Origin of the sequence: Mycobacterium sp. DL592 (assembly GCF_011694515.1) — a bacterium.
Lineage (GTDB): Bacteria > Actinomycetota > Actinomycetes > Mycobacteriales > Mycobacteriaceae > Mycobacterium.
The window spans coordinates 790,448-804,741 of sequence record NZ_CP050192.1; the positions used below are offsets into that span (position 1 = coordinate 790,448).

Annotated in this window: 11 protein-coding genes; 7 read left to right on the forward strand and 4 right to left on the reverse strand. The window is 68.5% G+C overall.

All coding sequences use genetic code 11. The features are described from left to right. Positions 1-167 precede the first annotated feature (167 nt). The 7 genes from HBE64_RS03920 (at position 168) to HBE64_RS03950 (ending at position 9,617) form a co-directional block, all read left to right on the forward strand. Positions 168-1,607: a DUF6350 family protein gene (locus HBE64_RS03920; RefSeq protein WP_167108610.1), complete on the forward strand. Its 1,440-nt coding sequence runs from the start codon at positions 168-170 to the stop codon at positions 1,605-1,607. A 69-nt stretch (positions 1,608-1,676) separates the two neighbouring features. After that, on the forward strand, positions 1,677-2,306 hold the full coding sequence (purN, locus tag HBE64_RS03925; protein WP_167097960.1) for a phosphoribosylglycinamide formyltransferase: 630 nt from the start codon (positions 1,677-1,679) through the stop codon (positions 2,304-2,306). After that, complete coding sequence (purH, locus tag HBE64_RS03930; protein ID WP_167097962.1) at positions 2,303-3,886, forward strand: bifunctional phosphoribosylaminoimidazolecarboxamide formyltransferase/IMP cyclohydrolase; 1,584 nt, start codon at positions 2,303-2,305, stop codon at positions 3,884-3,886. The genes purN and purH overlap by 4 nt, the downstream gene beginning before the upstream one ends. Before the next feature lie 7 nt (positions 3,887-3,893). Continuing rightward, positions 3,894-4,532: a DUF1795 domain-containing protein gene (locus HBE64_RS03935; protein ID WP_167097964.1), complete on the forward strand. Its 639-nt coding sequence runs from the start codon at positions 3,894-3,896 to the stop codon at positions 4,530-4,532. Positions 4,533-4,603: 71 nt separating this feature from the next. Beyond that, complete coding sequence (locus HBE64_RS03940) at positions 4,604-5,986, forward strand: ATP-binding protein (RefSeq protein WP_167097966.1); 1,383 nt, start codon at positions 4,604-4,606, stop codon at positions 5,984-5,986. Between the two features lie 53 nt (positions 5,987-6,039). Continuing rightward, entirely contained in the window at positions 6,040-8,058 is a 2,019-nt protein-coding gene (locus tag HBE64_RS03945; protein ID WP_167097968.1) for a VWA domain-containing protein, read from the forward strand. A gap of 479 nt (positions 8,059-8,537) precedes the next feature. Further along, positions 8,538-9,617 carry a hypothetical protein gene (locus HBE64_RS03950; RefSeq protein ID WP_167097970.1) on the forward strand — a complete coding sequence of 360 codons (1,080 nt, stop codon included), beginning with the start codon at positions 8,538-8,540 and terminating at the stop codon, positions 9,615-9,617. Positions 9,618-9,677: 60 nt separating this feature from the next. Here the strand turns inward: HBE64_RS03950 and HBE64_RS03955 are convergent, their stop codons facing one another. The 4 genes from HBE64_RS03955 to HBE64_RS03970 all read right to left on the reverse strand — a co-directional run bounded on the left by HBE64_RS03955 (position 9,678) and on the right by HBE64_RS03970 (position 14,275). Then, entirely contained in the window at positions 9,678-10,280 is a 603-nt protein-coding gene (locus HBE64_RS03955) for a DUF1707 domain-containing protein (protein WP_167097972.1), read from the reverse strand. A gap of 66 nt (positions 10,281-10,346) precedes the next feature. Beyond that, entirely contained in the window at positions 10,347-11,114 is a 768-nt protein-coding gene (locus HBE64_RS03960; RefSeq protein ID WP_167097974.1) for an enoyl-CoA hydratase family protein, read from the reverse strand. A gap of 18 nt (positions 11,115-11,132) precedes the next feature. After that, positions 11,133-12,299 (reverse strand): acyl-CoA dehydrogenase family protein, encoded by a 1,167-nt coding sequence (locus tag HBE64_RS03965; protein WP_167097976.1) that lies wholly within the window; start codon positions 12,297-12,299, stop codon positions 11,133-11,135. Next, a complete protein-coding gene (locus tag HBE64_RS03970) occupies positions 12,296-14,275 on the reverse strand; it encodes a biotin carboxylase N-terminal domain-containing protein (RefSeq protein WP_167097978.1) in 1,980 nt (659 codons plus the stop codon). The genes HBE64_RS03965 and HBE64_RS03970 overlap by 4 nt, the downstream gene beginning before the upstream one ends. Between the last annotated feature and the right edge of the window lie 19 nt (positions 14,276-14,294).

Consider the following 14,294-nt stretch of genomic DNA (forward strand, 5'->3'; position numbering starts at 1 on the left):
CAGTTTCAGCCCGCCGCCGTCGGTCGGGTCAGGTCAGCAGCAGCCGGCGCCCGGGCAGCCCGGTCAGCAGTCACAGGCGCCGTCATCGTCGCCGTCATCAGGCCCGACACCGTCCTGACCGGGTGCGCCTCGCGCACTCCAGATAACCAGTGCGACCAGTGACGCGAATAGAGGACCAGCGACCCGTCGGCGCCCGCCAGGCGCGTGACCTGGTTCGGGTCGCGTTCGGGCCGTCGCTGGTTGCCCTGGTGGTGATCACCGCGGTGACGCTGCTGCAGCTCGTCATCGCCAACAGCGACATGACCGGCACGCTGGGCGCGGTGGCCAGCATGTGGCTGGCCGTGCACCAGGTGCCGATCTCGATCGCCGGCCATCAACTCGGCGTGCTGCCGTTGTTGCCGGTGCTGCTGATGGTGTGGGGCACCGCTCGCACGACTGCCCAGGCGACATCGCCGCGGGCATCGTGGTTCGTGATCCGCTGGATCGCCGCCTCTGCTCTCGGCGGCCCCCTGCTGATCGCCGCGATCGCCCTGGCGGTCATCCACGACGCCTCCTCGGTGATCACCGACCTGCAGACACCAAGCGCACTGCGGGCTTTCTCCGGCGTGCTGGCGGTGCATGCCGCCGGCGCGCTGCTCGGAGTGGGCTCACAGGTGGGCTGGCGCGCCCTGCGTTCGGCCGGGCTGCCGATGTGGCTGGGCGACACCGTCCGTGCCGCGCTCGCCGGGATCCTCGCGCTGTTCGGCCTGTCGGCGGCGGTGACGGCCGCGTCGCTGGTGGTGCATTGGGGCACCATGCACGAACTGTTCGCGATCACCGACTCGGTGTTCGGCCAGCTGAGTCTGACGGTGCTGTCGGTGCTGTACGCGCCGAACGTGATCGTCGGGACCTCGGCGGTGGCCGTCGGCTCCAGCGCACACATCGGCTTCGCGACGTTCAGTTCCTTCACGGTGTTCGGCGGTGACATTCCAGCTGTTCCGATCCTGGCGGCAGTACCCACACCGCCGCTCGGGCCGGTGTGGGTGGCGCTGCTCATCGTCGGCGCCGCAGCCGGTGTGGCGGTGGGACAGCAGTGTGCGCGCCGGCCGTTGCCGCTGCCCACGGCGCTGGGCAAGCTGGCGGTGGCCGCGTTGCTGGCGGCGCTGACGATGGCGCTGCTCGGCTATGCCGGCGGCGGCAAGCTGGGCAACTTCGGCGATGTCGGCGTCGACCAGTCGACGTTCGGCCCGGGCGTGTTCTTCTGGTTCTTCCTCGTCGGTGGCCTGACCGTAGTGATGTCGGGTGGTGTGATCCGCCGGCCCAAGCGCGTCGCGGCGCCGGTGCCGGTGGCCGAGCCCGACGGTGAGCCAGCGGGTGAGCCAGCGGGTGAGCCTATGACGGAGCCGATCGTGTTCGGCGAGCCCGCCGACGTCGAGGACCTCGCGCTGCTTCCGGACGAGGAGGCCGAGCCGTTGTTCGAAGCCGAAGAAGAACCCGAGCCCGAGCCGGAGCTGGAACCGGCACCCCCGACGCCACCGGTCCGGCCCGCACCGGACCTAGAGGACGTCGAGGATCTGATGTTCGTCGACGACGACATCGAGGCGGACGAGCCCCAGCCGCCGGCGTGACGTCAATCCCGCGGTGATCAGCCGGGTGCCCGGTCTCGCCGGGGACGAACCACCGTTAGGCTCATCGCCGTGCAGCATCCCCTCAGCATCCCGCCCAGCGCGCCGGCTCGCGTCGTCGTCCTGGCCTCGGGAACCGGGACGCTGCTGCAGTCCCTGCTGGACTCCGCGGTGGGGGACTACCCGGCCCGCATCGTGGCCGTCGGCGTCGACCGCGACTGCCGGGCCGTCCAGATCGCGCAGGCCGCCGGGATTCCCGCCTACTGCGAACGCCTCGGCGACCACCCCGACCGCTCCGCCTGGGACGCCGCCATCGCCGACGCCACCGCCGCCTATGAGCCCGACCTGGTCGTGTCCGCGGGATTCATGAAAATCCTTGGCCCCGAGTTTCTTTCGCGGTTCATCGGCCGGGTGGTCAACACCCACCCCGCGCTGCTGCCCGCCTTTCCCGGTGCGCACGCCGTGCCGGACGCACTGAACTACGGGGTCAGGATCACCGGGTGCACTGTGCACCTGGTCGATGCCGGAATGGACACCGGGCCGATCCTTGCTCAGGAAGCGGTCGAGGTTCTCGACAGCGACGATGAAGACACGTTGCACGAACGCATCAAGGTCGTCGAACGACGACTGCTGGTGGACGTGCTGGCCGCGGTGGCAACCCGCGGTGTGACCTGGAGTGGCAGAAAGGCGACCATAGGATGACGACGGGGACTTTGATCGGCAAGAGACCGATCCGCCGCGCACTGATCAGCGTGTACGACAAGAGCGGGCTGATCCCGCTGGCCCAGGGCTTGCACGAGGCAGGCGTCGACATCGTCTCCACCGGTTCGACAGCGAAAACCATTGCCAGCAAGGGTATTCCAGTCACACCGGTCGAAACGGTCACCGGTTTCCCCGAGGTACTCGACGGCCGGGTCAAGACCCTGCACCCGCACATCCACGCCGGACTGCTCGCCGACACCCGCAACCCCGAGCACGTGCAGGCGCTGGAGAAGCTCAACATCGAGCCCTTCGACCTCGTCGTGGTCAACCTGTACCCGTTCAGCGAGACCGTCGACTCCGGGGCCGAGATCGACGAATGCGTCGAGCAGATCGACATCGGCGGGCCGTCGATGGTCCGCGCCGCCGCCAAGAACCACGCCAGCGTCGCCGTCGTGGTCGACCCGCTCGGCTACGACGGGGTGCTGGCGGCCGTGCGCTCCGGTGGGTTCACCTTGACCGAGCGCAAGAAGCTGGCCTCGCTGGCCTTCCGGCACACCGCCGAGTACGACGTCGCGGTGGCCAGTTGGATGGGCTTCACCCTGGCGCCCGAGGATGGTGACGCACCGCCGTTCCTGCCGCCGTGGTTCGGGCGCACCTGGCGGCGCACCTCGCAGCTGCGCTACGGCGAGAACCCGCACCAGCAGGCCGCCCTCTACAGCGACGACGTCGGCTGGCCGGGCCTGGCCCAGGCCGAGCAGCTGCACGGAAAAGAGATGTCTTACAACAACTTCACCGATGCCGACGCCGCGTGGCGGGCAGCCTTCGACCACGAGCAGATCTGCGTGGCGATCATCAAGCACGCCAACCCGTGCGGTATCGCAATCTCGCACACCTCGGTGGCCGACGCCCACCGCAAAGCCCACGAGTGCGATCCGCTGTCGGCGTTCGGCGGGGTGATCGCCGCCAACACCGAGGTGACGGTGGAGATGGCCGAGTTCGTCTCGGAGATCTTCACCGAGGTCATCATCGCGCCGGCCTACGAGCCGGGTGCGGTCGAGGTGCTGGCGCGCAAGAAGAACATTCGCGTCCTGGTCGCCGCCGAGCCGCCCGTCGACGGGGTGGAGATCCGTCAGATCAGCGGCGGGCTGCTGATGCAGGAGCGCGACAGTATCAACGCCCCCGGTGACGATCCGGCCAACTGGACGCTGGCCACCGGAGCGGCCGCTGACCCGGCAACTCTGGCCGACCTGGCCTTCGCCTGGCGCACCTGCCGTGCGGTCAAGTCCAACGCGATCGTCATCGCCGCCGACGGCGCCACCGTCGGGGTGGGCATGGGCCAGGTCAACCGGGTCGACGCCGCCAGGCTCGCCGTCGAGCGCGGCGGTGACCGGGTACGCGGGGCCGTCGCGGCCAGCGACGCCTTCTTCCCGTTCCCCGACGGGCTGGAGACACTGACCGCAGCGGGGGTGAAAGCGATCGTGCATCCCGGCGGATCCATGCGCGACGAACTGGTCACCGAGGCTGCCGCCAAGGCGGGAATCACCCTGTATCTCACCGGCGCCCGGCACTTCGCGCACTGAGATCGCCATGATGACCCCGCGGGTGGTGATGGTCGCGGCGACCGCCCTGGTGCTGCTCACGTCGTGCACCCGGGTGGTCGACGACGCCCGCGGGGTCGCCGCGCCCAACCTGGGCAACCTGGGTGCCACGGCCGCCGACTGCACGTCGGTCGACGTTCCGCTCACCACGATTCCGAGCCGGGAGCAGGGCGAGCCGGTGCTGAAGATCCCGCACCCGGCCGGCTGGGAACGCGTGCGGATGATGGACTCCGAGCTGATCCGCTACACCATGCGCAACACCGACCTGGTCACTGCGGGCTTCGCGCCCACGGCAGTGGTGACGCTGGAGAGCAGGCCCGGCCTGACCGAGCCGAACGACGTGTTCGACGCGCAGCGCCAGGGGCTGCGGTCCGGCATCGGTGCCAAGGACATGCAGTCGGCCAAGACCACGCTGTGCGGACTGCCCGCCGAAACCATCGACTACCAGATGCCCTCGGTCGGCGGCCTGCCGCCGCATCCGGCACGCGTGCTGTGCGCGGTGCTGCAGACCGACAACCGGACCTATGCGATGACGGTGACGGTGCAGAGCGCGGACCCGGGCAACCCAACTTACCGCCGTGACGCCGAGACGATCCTGTCCGGATTTCAGATGCTCTCGCCCGCGTAGCAGGGCAGCCGTCACGCACGGGTAAGGAGGTAGCCCGTGCTTGCGCGCGACAGCAGTCGTAGCGTGGAGGCGTGACGTCACCTGACAACCTCCCCCGCACCCTTGGTGAACTGCGTGCCTCCGGCCACCGCGAGCGCACCGTCAAAGAGGAACTCCGGGAGAACCTGCTTGCCGCGCTGGCCGAAGGCGAAGACGTCTGGCCAGGCATATTCGGTTTCGAGGACACTGTCATCCCGCAGCTCGAGCGGGCGCTGATCGCCGGTCACGACTTCGTGTTGCTCGGCGAGCGCGGGCAGGGCAAGACCCGCATCCTGCGCTCGCTGGCCAACCTGCTCGACGAATGGACGCCGGTGATCGCCGGCGCCGAGATCGGCGAGCACCCGTATTCGCCGATCACGCCCGAGTCGATCCGCCGTGCTGCGGACTCCGGTGACGACCTGCCCGTGGCCTGGCGCCATCGCAGCGAGCGCTACACCGAGAAGCTGGCCACCCCGGACACCAGCGTCGCCGACCTGGTCGGTGACATCGACCCGATCAAGGTCGCCGAAGGCCGCACCCTGGGCGACCCGGAAACCATCGCCTACGGCCTGATCCCGCGGGCGCACCGCGGCATCGTCGCCGTCAACGAGCTGCCCGACCTCGCCGAGCGCATCCAGGTCTCGATGCTCAACGTGATGGAGGAACGCGACATCCAGGTCCGCGGCTACACGCTGCGGCTGCCGTTGGACGTGCTCGTCGTCGCCAGCGCCAACCCGGAGGACTACACCAACCGCGGGCGCATCATCACTCCGCTGAAGGACCGCTTCGGCGCCGAGATCCGCACCCACTACCCGCGCGAACTGGACGCCGAAGTCGGCGTCATCACCCAGGAAGCGCACCTGTCGGCGCAGGTTCCGGCCTACCTGATGCAGATCATCGCCCGCTTCGCCCGCTACCTGCGCGAGTCCAACTCCGTCGACCAGCGCTCCGGCGTTTCGGCGCGCTTCGCGATCGCGGCCGCCGAAACCGTCGCCGCCTCCGCACGGCACCGCGGCGCGATCCTCGGCGAGGACGACCCGGTGGCCCGAGTGGTCGATCTGGGCACCATCATCGACGTGCTGCGCGGCAAGCTGGAATTCGAGTCCGGCGAGGAGGGCCGCGAACAGGCGGTACTCGAGCACCTGCTGCGCCGCGCCACCGCCGACACCGCCCAGCGGGCACTCGGCGGCATCGACGTCGGCCCCCTGGTCTCGGCGGTGGAGGGCGGTTCGGCGGTGACAACCGGCGAGCTGGTGTCGGCCAAGGACGTGCTGGCCGCCCTTCCCGATCTGCCGGTCATCGAGGCGATCGCTGAGCGTCTCGGGGCTGAATCCGACGGCCAGCGTGCCGCCGCCCTCGAACTGGCGCTGGAAGCGCTGTACCTGGCCAAGCGCATCGACAAGGTGACCGGCGAGGGTGAAACCGTCTATGGCTGATCGCCGTACGACGATAAAGCGGCGAGGGACGAGCCGCGGTGAGGAGTACGGCCATGGCTAGAGCCAGGCACGGGCATGGCTCCCGGTATTCGCCGTACACCGGCGGGCCTGATCCACTGGCCCCGCCGGTGGACCTGCGCGAGGCGCTCGAGCAGATCGGCCAGGACGTCATGGAAGGGACCTCGCCGCGCCGTGCGCTGTCCGAACTGCTGCGCCGCGGCACCCCGAACATGCGCGGCGCCGACCGGCTGGCCGCCGAGGCCAACCGTCGACGGCGAGAGTTGTTGAACCGCAACAACCTTGACGGGACGTTGCAGGAGATCAAGAAACTGCTCGACGAGGCCGTGCTGGCCGAGCGCAAAGAGCTCGCGCGGGCGCTCGACGACGACGCCAGGTTCTCCGAGCTGCAGATCGAGTCGCTGTCCCCGTCGCCGGCCAAGGCGGTACAGGAGCTCTCCGATTACGACTGGCGCAGCCCGGAAGCCCGCCAGAAGTATGAGCAGATCAAGGATCTACTCGGCAGGGAGATGCTCGACCAGCGGTTCGCCGGGATGAAGCAGGCGCTGGAGAATGCCACCGACGAGGACCGCCAGGCCGTCAACGAGATGCTCGATGACCTGAATGACTTGTTGGACAAGCACTCTCGTGGGGAAGACACCCCCGACGACTTCAGCAACTTCATGCAAAAGCATGGCCAGTACTTCCCGGAGAACCCGAAGAATGTCGATGAGCTGCTGGATTCGCTGGCCAAGCGTGCCGCCGCGGCCCAGCGCTTCCGCAACAGCCTGACCCCCGACCAGCGCGCCGAACTGGACGCATTGGCGCAGCAGGCATTCGGCTCGCCGCAGCTGATGAACGCGCTCAATCGGCTCGACGGCCATCTGCAGGCGGCCCGGCCGGGTGAGGACTGGAACGGTTCCTCGGAGTTCTCCGGCGAGAACCCGCTGGGCATGGGGGAGGGCGCGCAGGCGCTCTCCGACATCGCCGAACTCGAGCAGCTCGCCGAGCAGCTGTCGCAGAGCTACGCCGGGGCGACCATGGATGACGTCGACCTCGACGCGCTGGCCCGCCAGCTGGGCGACCAAGCCGCCGTCGACGCCCGCACACTGGCCGAACTCGAACGCGCGCTGATGAACCAGGGCTTCCTCGACCGCGGCTCGGACGGTCAGTGGCGGCTGTCGCCGAAGGCGATGCGTCAGCTGGGCCAGGCCGCGCTTCGCGATGTGGCACAACAGCTTTCCGGCCGCCACGGTGAGCGGGCCACCCGCCGGGCCGGTGCGGCCGGTGAGCTCACCGGTGCCACCCGCCCGTGGGCCTTCGGCGACACCGAACCGTGGAACGTCACCCGGACGCTGACCAATGCCGTGCTGCGGCAGGCCGGAGGGCAGGAGCGAAGCGACCCGGGAATTGGCAGGGGCACCGATGCCGACGAGCCGCTGCGCATCGCCGTCGACGATGTCGAGGTGTCGGAGACCGAGACCCGCACGCAGGCCGCGGTCGCACTGCTGGTCGACACCTCCTTCTCGATGGTGATGGAGAACCGCTGGCTGCCGATGAAGCAGACCGCGCTCGCACTCAATCACCTGGTGAGCACCAGGTTCCGGTCCGACGCGCTGCAGATCGTCGCCTTCGGCCGTTACGCCAGGACCGTCACCGCCGCCGAGCTGACGGGACTGGAAGGCGTCTACGAGCAGGGCACCAACCTGCACCATGCGCTGGCGCTGGCGGTTCGGCATCTGCGCAGGCACCCGAACGCCCAGCCGGTGGTGCTCGTGGTCACCGACGGCGAGCCGACCGCACACCTGGAGGACTTCGACGGCCGCGGGTCGTCGGTCTTTTTTGACTACCCGCCGCACCCGCGGACCATCGCCCACACCGTCCGCGGGTTCGACGAGGTCGCCAGGCTTGGCGCGCAGGTGACGATTTTCAGGTTGGGGAACGATCCCGGGCTGGCCCGTTTCATCGATCAGGTTGCTCGCCGCGTGGAGGGCCGGGTGGTCGAACCCGACCTCGACGGACTGGGCGCGGCCGTCGTCGGCGACTATCTAAGGTCGCGTAGACGGCGTCGTTGAGCCGCCTCCAGCAATCGCTCAGCAAACAACACGATTGTTTCGCCGTGTTTCCACGTGTCACATCGGGTCGCAGAGAGCGTGGCAAACATCAGGTTTATTAACGCCACCGTCCGATGGCGTGCAATTCTAGCGAACACGTGCGACGTGCAGGTTGTGGCACGGTATCAGCGGTAGTATCCGGCAACGCGCGGGGTGTCGAAGCTATGTAATTGCTGTGACGGGTGAGAAACTTGCCAGCTACCCATTTCCCCGGTTCCGCTTGCTAGACGGCAAACAGCCCCTTAGTATTCATCAGGATCTTCTAAGTTTCGTATCAGCAAAGCATCGAGTTCGTCACGACCTCGGCGAACCCGCACCAGCAAGGGGAATCAGCAATGGCGTCACGAACTCGGCCAATCGTCATGACGGGAGTCGCGCTTGCCAGCGCCGCAGCCGTCGTCGCCGCAGTGCCGGCAATCGTTCCTTCTAATGATGTCGCGGTGGCATCGCCATCCGCACCGCTCGCGCTCTCGACCGCGAAATACGAGCTGACCTCCATCAGCGAGATCACGGTGCAGGGCATCAACGACGCCTACTGGTTCGGCTGGGGTGGCTTCCTGACCAGCACCACGCCCTACTACCAGAGCTCAAGCCCCATTTATGTGAGTGGCATCTCGGGTGTCCTCTACTACGTGATCGACTGCGCGACTTCGAACACGTGCACCAGCAGCGAGGGCAGCAGCGGCTTGACGCTGGACAACTACTTCTTCGAGGCCGGCGGCCTGCCTGCGGTCCTCGACGTCGCCGCCAACGAGGTCTTCGGCTCGGGCTCGGTCCCGGCCCTGATCGCCGACACGGTCTTCAAGTACGGCGTGACCAACGTCATCAACAGTCTGCTCGTCTCCGCAGCCGAGGCTCTGCCGACCTTCAACCTTGGCCCGATCACGGTTGGTGGCGGCATCTTGACCAGCCTGTTCTTCACTGGCGCCACCCCGGACGGCAAGTTCAGCTACGGGACTCCCGGCCTGTCAGCGGTTTTGAGCTACATCGTCACCTCGATCAGTGATGCTCTGCCGTCAGCGGCTGCCACGACTGCGGCGGCCACCAAGACCGCCACCGCGCTGTCGGCCACGGCCACCACGGACACCACCACCGGTGATGCCAAGTCGTCGGCGGACACCACCACCGAGGCCGCGACCTCCACCGAGGCGACCACGAAGGCCACCGGCGGCTTCAAGAAGGAGACCGAGGCGACCACCGACTCGGCCACCACCGCCGCTGCCGCCACGGCGGTCGCACCGTCGACCGACACCACGTCGACCGACACCACCACCACGCCGTCGACCGGTACCACGACGTCGACCGACACCACCTCGTCGACCGACACCAGCACCCTGCCGAAGGCGACCCCGACGGTGAAGGCCCCGAAGGCGGCCACGTCGGAGAACCCGCTGGTTAAGATCGGTCAGAAGATCGCCGACGCGATCTCGGGCAAGAAGGAGTCGAAGTCGGACTCCGGTTCCTCGAGCGACTCGGGCAGCGGCGGCTCCGGTTCGACCGGCGGCAGCGCCAAGAGCTGACAACCGCACACAACAACGTCGGCCCCTTCCAATCGGAAGGGGCCGACGTTGTTTATAAGGCTAGGTTGTGGTCGGGTCGGCCGCGCCGGCCTTACGGTTCTTGCGCTTGATGCCCACCCCGCCCCACAGCGAGAATCCGCGGATGGTGACCTTCGGCGCCCCGGGCGTGCCGCGCTCCTCGACGTTGTGGTCGAAACCGCCCATCACGCCCACGCCACGGACTTCGACGTTGACTTCGGGCGGCAGCAGGATCGTCTGGCCGCCCATGATCGAGTAGGCGTGGATCTCGACATCGGTCGAGGTGAAGTCGGCGTACCTCAGGTCGACGACACCGCCGCCGAACAGGGTGAAGGTCGTCATCCGGCCGGGCACATTCCATCGGCCGCGCCGCTCGAACCCGCTGAGGATGGCCAGCAACAGCGTCGACGGGGCCGGCCGGCCCGAACCGCGCCGCCGTGAGGATTCAGGCGCGCCGGGCAGGTCGTCGGTGAGTCGTTCCAGGTCCTCATACGTTGTCGCGGCATATGCCTGGGCCAGCCTGCGTTCGTATTCGCTGATGTCGAGGCGACCCTGGGCGGCGGCTTCGCCGAGCAACTGTGCGACCTGTATGCGGTCAGCGTCGGCGGCACGCATCGACGCGTCCCGAGGTGTCAAGTTGCTCATCGCATACGAGGGTACGACTCTGCTTCACAACCGCAAGAGTGTTCGCCCAACTGTCACAGGAGCGTTCTATTGCAGCCAGCGCGGCGGGCGTTTCTCCAGGAACGCCAACATCCCCTCGCGGGCTTCGTCGGAGACGAACAGCCGCGCGGATTCCGTCGCCAGTCGCTGTGCATCGCGGTCGAAACCGGCCAAGATTCCGGCCGTGGTCAACGCCTTCGACGCCGCCAGCCCCTGCGGCGAGCCCTTGGCCAACTCCGCCACCAGTCCGGCGACCGCGGCCTCGACGTCGTCCGCGGCGATGGTGACGAGTCCGATCTCGGCGGCCTGCTCAGCGGTGAATGTCTCACCCGTCAGGTAGCAGCGGGCGGCCGCCCGCGCCGACAGTTTCGGCAGCAGCGTCAGCGAGATGATCGCCGGCGCGACGCCGATACGGGCCTCGGTCAGGGCGAACGTGCTGCGCGGGCCTGCGACGGCGATATCGCACGCCCCGACCAGGCCCATACCGCCGGCCCGGACGTGGCCGTCGACGGCAGCCACCACCGGCCGCGGTGATTCGACGATGGCGCGCAGCACCGCGGCCAGTTCCGAGGCGCGCGCAGCGGTGGTCTCGAACGGGTCGCCACCGGAGGCTTCGCTCAGATCGGCGCCGGCGCAGAACGTGCCGCCGGTGTGGCCGAGCACCACCACCCGGACCTCCGGATCGTCGGCCGCCCTGCGCAGCCCGTTGTGCAGCTGTCCGACCAGCCGCCCCGACAGCGCATTGCGGTTGTGCGGCGAGTCCAGCGTCAGCCGGGCGACGGGCCCGTCGGCCGCATAGGTGACCAGGGTGTCCATCTCAGCTCCTGCGGGTCGTCAGTACGACCGCGGCAGGCCCAGCGAGGTCTGCGCGACGAAGTTGAGGATCATCTCCCGGCTCACCGGCGCGATGCGCGACAACCGTGACGCGGTGAGCATCGCCGCGATGCCGTACTCCTGGCTCAGACCGTTGCCGCCGTGGGACTGCACGGCCTGGTCGACGGCACGGGTGGAGGACTCCCCGGCGGCATACTTGGCCATGTTGGCCGCCTCGGCCGCACCGGCGTCATCGCCGGCGTCGTAGAGGGCGGCCGCCTTCTGCATCATCAGCTTGGCCAGCTCGAGTTCGATGTGGGCCGCCGCCAGCGGATGTGCGATCCCTTGGTGCGCCCCGATGGGGGTCTTCCACACCTGGCGGGTCTTGACGTAGTCGGCGGCCTTGGTCAGCGCGAGCCGGCCCATGCCGACAGCGCTGGCCGCACCCATGATCCGCTCCGGGTTCAGCCCGGCGAACAACTGCGCGATCGCCGCATCCTCGGCACCGACGAGAGCGTCGGCGGGCAACCGTACCTCGTCGAGGAACACCTGGAACTGACTCTCCGGCATGACGAGTTCCATCGGGATCTTGGTGTAACTGAGACCGGGGGTGTCGGTGGGGACCACGAACAGCGCCGGGCGCAGGTTGCCGGTTTTTGCTTCCTCAGTGCGGCCGACGACCAGCAGCGCCTGCGCCTGGTCCACCCCGGAGATCCACACCTTCTGTCCGGAGAGAATCCAGTCGCTGCCGTCACGGCGCGCGGTGGTGGTGATGCGGTGCGAGTTGGACCCGGCGTCGGGCTCGGTGATGGCGAACGCCATGGTGATCGAGCCGTCGGCGATCCCGGGCACCCAGCGCCTCTTCTGCTCGTCGGTGCCGAACTTCGCGATGATGGTGCCGTTGATTGCAGGGGAGACCACCATCATCAGCAGCGGGCAGCCCGCCGCGGACAGTTCCTCCATCACCAGGGACAGTTCGTACATGCCGGCGCCGCCGCCGCCGTACTCCTCGGGCAGGTTCACCCCGATGAAGCCGAGTTGTCCTGCCTCCCGCCACAATTCATCGGTGTGGCCGCCGGAACGGGCCTTCTCCAGGTAGTACTCCGGGCCATAGTTCGCGCCGAGGGCCGCAACGGCCTTCCGCAGCGCCTGGCGCTCTTCGTTTTCGATGAAGCTGGTGTCGGTCATGCGTTTCCTTCTTCAGATGCCGGGCTCTCCACCCGGGCCAGAACAGTTCCCACGTCGACCTGCTGGCCGACGCTGACATCGAGTTGGGTGACCACGCCGTCGGCCGGCGCAGTGATGGTGTGCTCCATCTTCATCGCCTCCAGCCAGACCAGTGGCTGGCCGAGCGTCACGGTGTCGCCGAGGTTCGCGCCGAGTCGGATCACCGAGCCGGGCATGGGCGCCAACAGCGAGCCCTGCTCGGCAACGGAGCCGGGCTCCGGGAACCGGGGTAGCGCGGTGAAAGCGACTGCGCCCAGTGCAGAGTCGACGAACACCTCGGCGCCGTAGCGGTGCACCGCGAACGGGGTCGCAACACCGTTTCCGTCGGCTAGCACCACTTCATCGGGAGCCGACGACACCACTCGGACATCGTGGTCGCCGGGCAGCAACACACCGCCGCGGGTGAATCGGTAAGCCACGTCGTGCTCGTCGCCGTCGGCATCTCGATAGCTCTTGCGCTGATTACCTGACACCAGATTGCGCCAGCCGCTGGGGATTTCGGCGAGCACAGTGGCGGCGGCGCGGTTGTGGGCGGCCTCGGCCAGTGCGGCAGCCACTGCGGACAACCGAACGGCCCGGGCGTCGGCCAGCGGGCGGGCCAGATCGGCGAGTCCGTGGGTGTCGAAGAACGCCGTGTCGGTGGCGCCGTCGAGGAACCCTTGGTGGCGAAGCACATTCACCAGCAGGTCGCGGTTGGTCCGGACGCCGTGCAGCCGGGTGCCGGCCAGCGCAGCGGCGAGCACCTGGGCTGCGCGCCTGCGGGTCGGGGCGTAGGAGATGACCTTGGCCAGCATCGGGTCGTAGTGGATCGACACCGCGCTGCCGTCGGCGATACCGGAGTCCAGCCGGATGCCGGTTCCGTGGGTGCGGCCGAATTGTGTTGTGACACCGGGTACGTCGAAGTGATGAATGCGGCCGGCCTGCGGCTGCCAGTTGCGTGCCGGGTCCTCGGCGTAGATCCGCGCCTCGATGGAGTGTCCCCGGGTCGCCGGTGGGTCGGCGGGCAGCGCCTCACCGTCGGCGGCCAGCAGCTGCAGCTCGACCAGGTCCAGGCCGGTGGTCAGCTCGGTCACCGGATGCTCGACCTGCAGGCGAGTGTTCATCTCGAGGAAGTAGAACTCACCGTGATCGTCGGCCAGGAACTCGACGGTGCCCGCCCCGGTGTACCCGATGGCATTGGCAGCCAGCCGGGCGGCCTCGAACAGCCGCTCCCGCATACCCGGGATGCGTTCCACCAGGGGCGAGGGCGCCTCTTCGATGATCTTCTGGTGGCGGCGCTGGATCGAGCACTCCCGTTCGCCGACCGCCCACACGGTGCCGTGCTGGTCGGCAAGCACCTGGACCTCGACGTGGTGGCCGGTGGGCAGGTACCGCTCGCAGAACACCGTCGGATCACCGAAGGCAGACTGGGCTTCCCGCTGTGCGGCGGCCACCTGGCCCGCCAGCGCGGCGAGCTCGGTGACCACCCGCATGCCGCGGCCGCCGCCGCCGGCCGACGCCTTCACCAGGACGGGCAGCTGAGCTTCGGTAACGGTGGCGGGGTCCAGTTCGGCCAGCACCGGCACACCGGCGCCCGCCATCATCTTCTTGGCTTCGATCTTGGAGCCCATGGCCCGCACGGCCGCGACGGGCGGCCCGATCCAGGTGAGCCCGGCGGCCAGGACGGCGCCCGCGAATTCGGCGTTCTCCGAGAGGAATCCGTAGCCGGGATGGACGGCGTCGGCACCCGATGCGGTGGCGGCCGCGATCAGCTGGGCGGCGTCGAGGTAGCCGCTCACGCCGTCCAGGCGGACGCGGACGTCGGCCTCGGCGACATGTGGCGACTGCGCGTCCGGATCGGTGTAGACGGCGACGGTGCCGATGCCGAGCCGACGGCAGGTGGCGAACACCCGGCGGGCGATCTCACCCCGGTTGGCGACGAGTACACGCGTGATCACTTCGGTCCTCTGCTCTTCG

Excerpts from the sequence above, each read along its gene's own strand:
- HBE64_RS03945 (WP_167097968.1), top strand. The coding sequence starts at position 6,040 with ATGGCTAGAGCCAGGCACGGGCATGGCTCCCGGTATTCGCCGTACACC.
- HBE64_RS03960 (WP_167097974.1), bottom strand. The coding sequence starts at position 11,114 with ATGGACACCCTGGTCACCTATGCGGCCGACGGGCCCGTCGCCCGGCTG.
- purH (WP_167097962.1), top strand. The coding sequence starts at position 2,303 with ATGACGACGGGGACTTTGATCGGCAAGAGACCGATCCGCCGCGCACTG.
- HBE64_RS03935 (WP_167097964.1), top strand. The coding sequence starts at position 3,894 with ATGATGACCCCGCGGGTGGTGATGGTCGCGGCGACCGCCCTGGTGCTG.
- HBE64_RS03955 (WP_167097972.1), bottom strand. The coding sequence starts at position 10,280 with ATGAGCAACTTGACACCTCGGGACGCGTCGATGCGTGCCGCCGACGCT.
- HBE64_RS03965 (WP_167097976.1), bottom strand. The coding sequence starts at position 12,299 with ATGACCGACACCAGCTTCATCGAAAACGAAGAGCGCCAGGCGCTGCGG.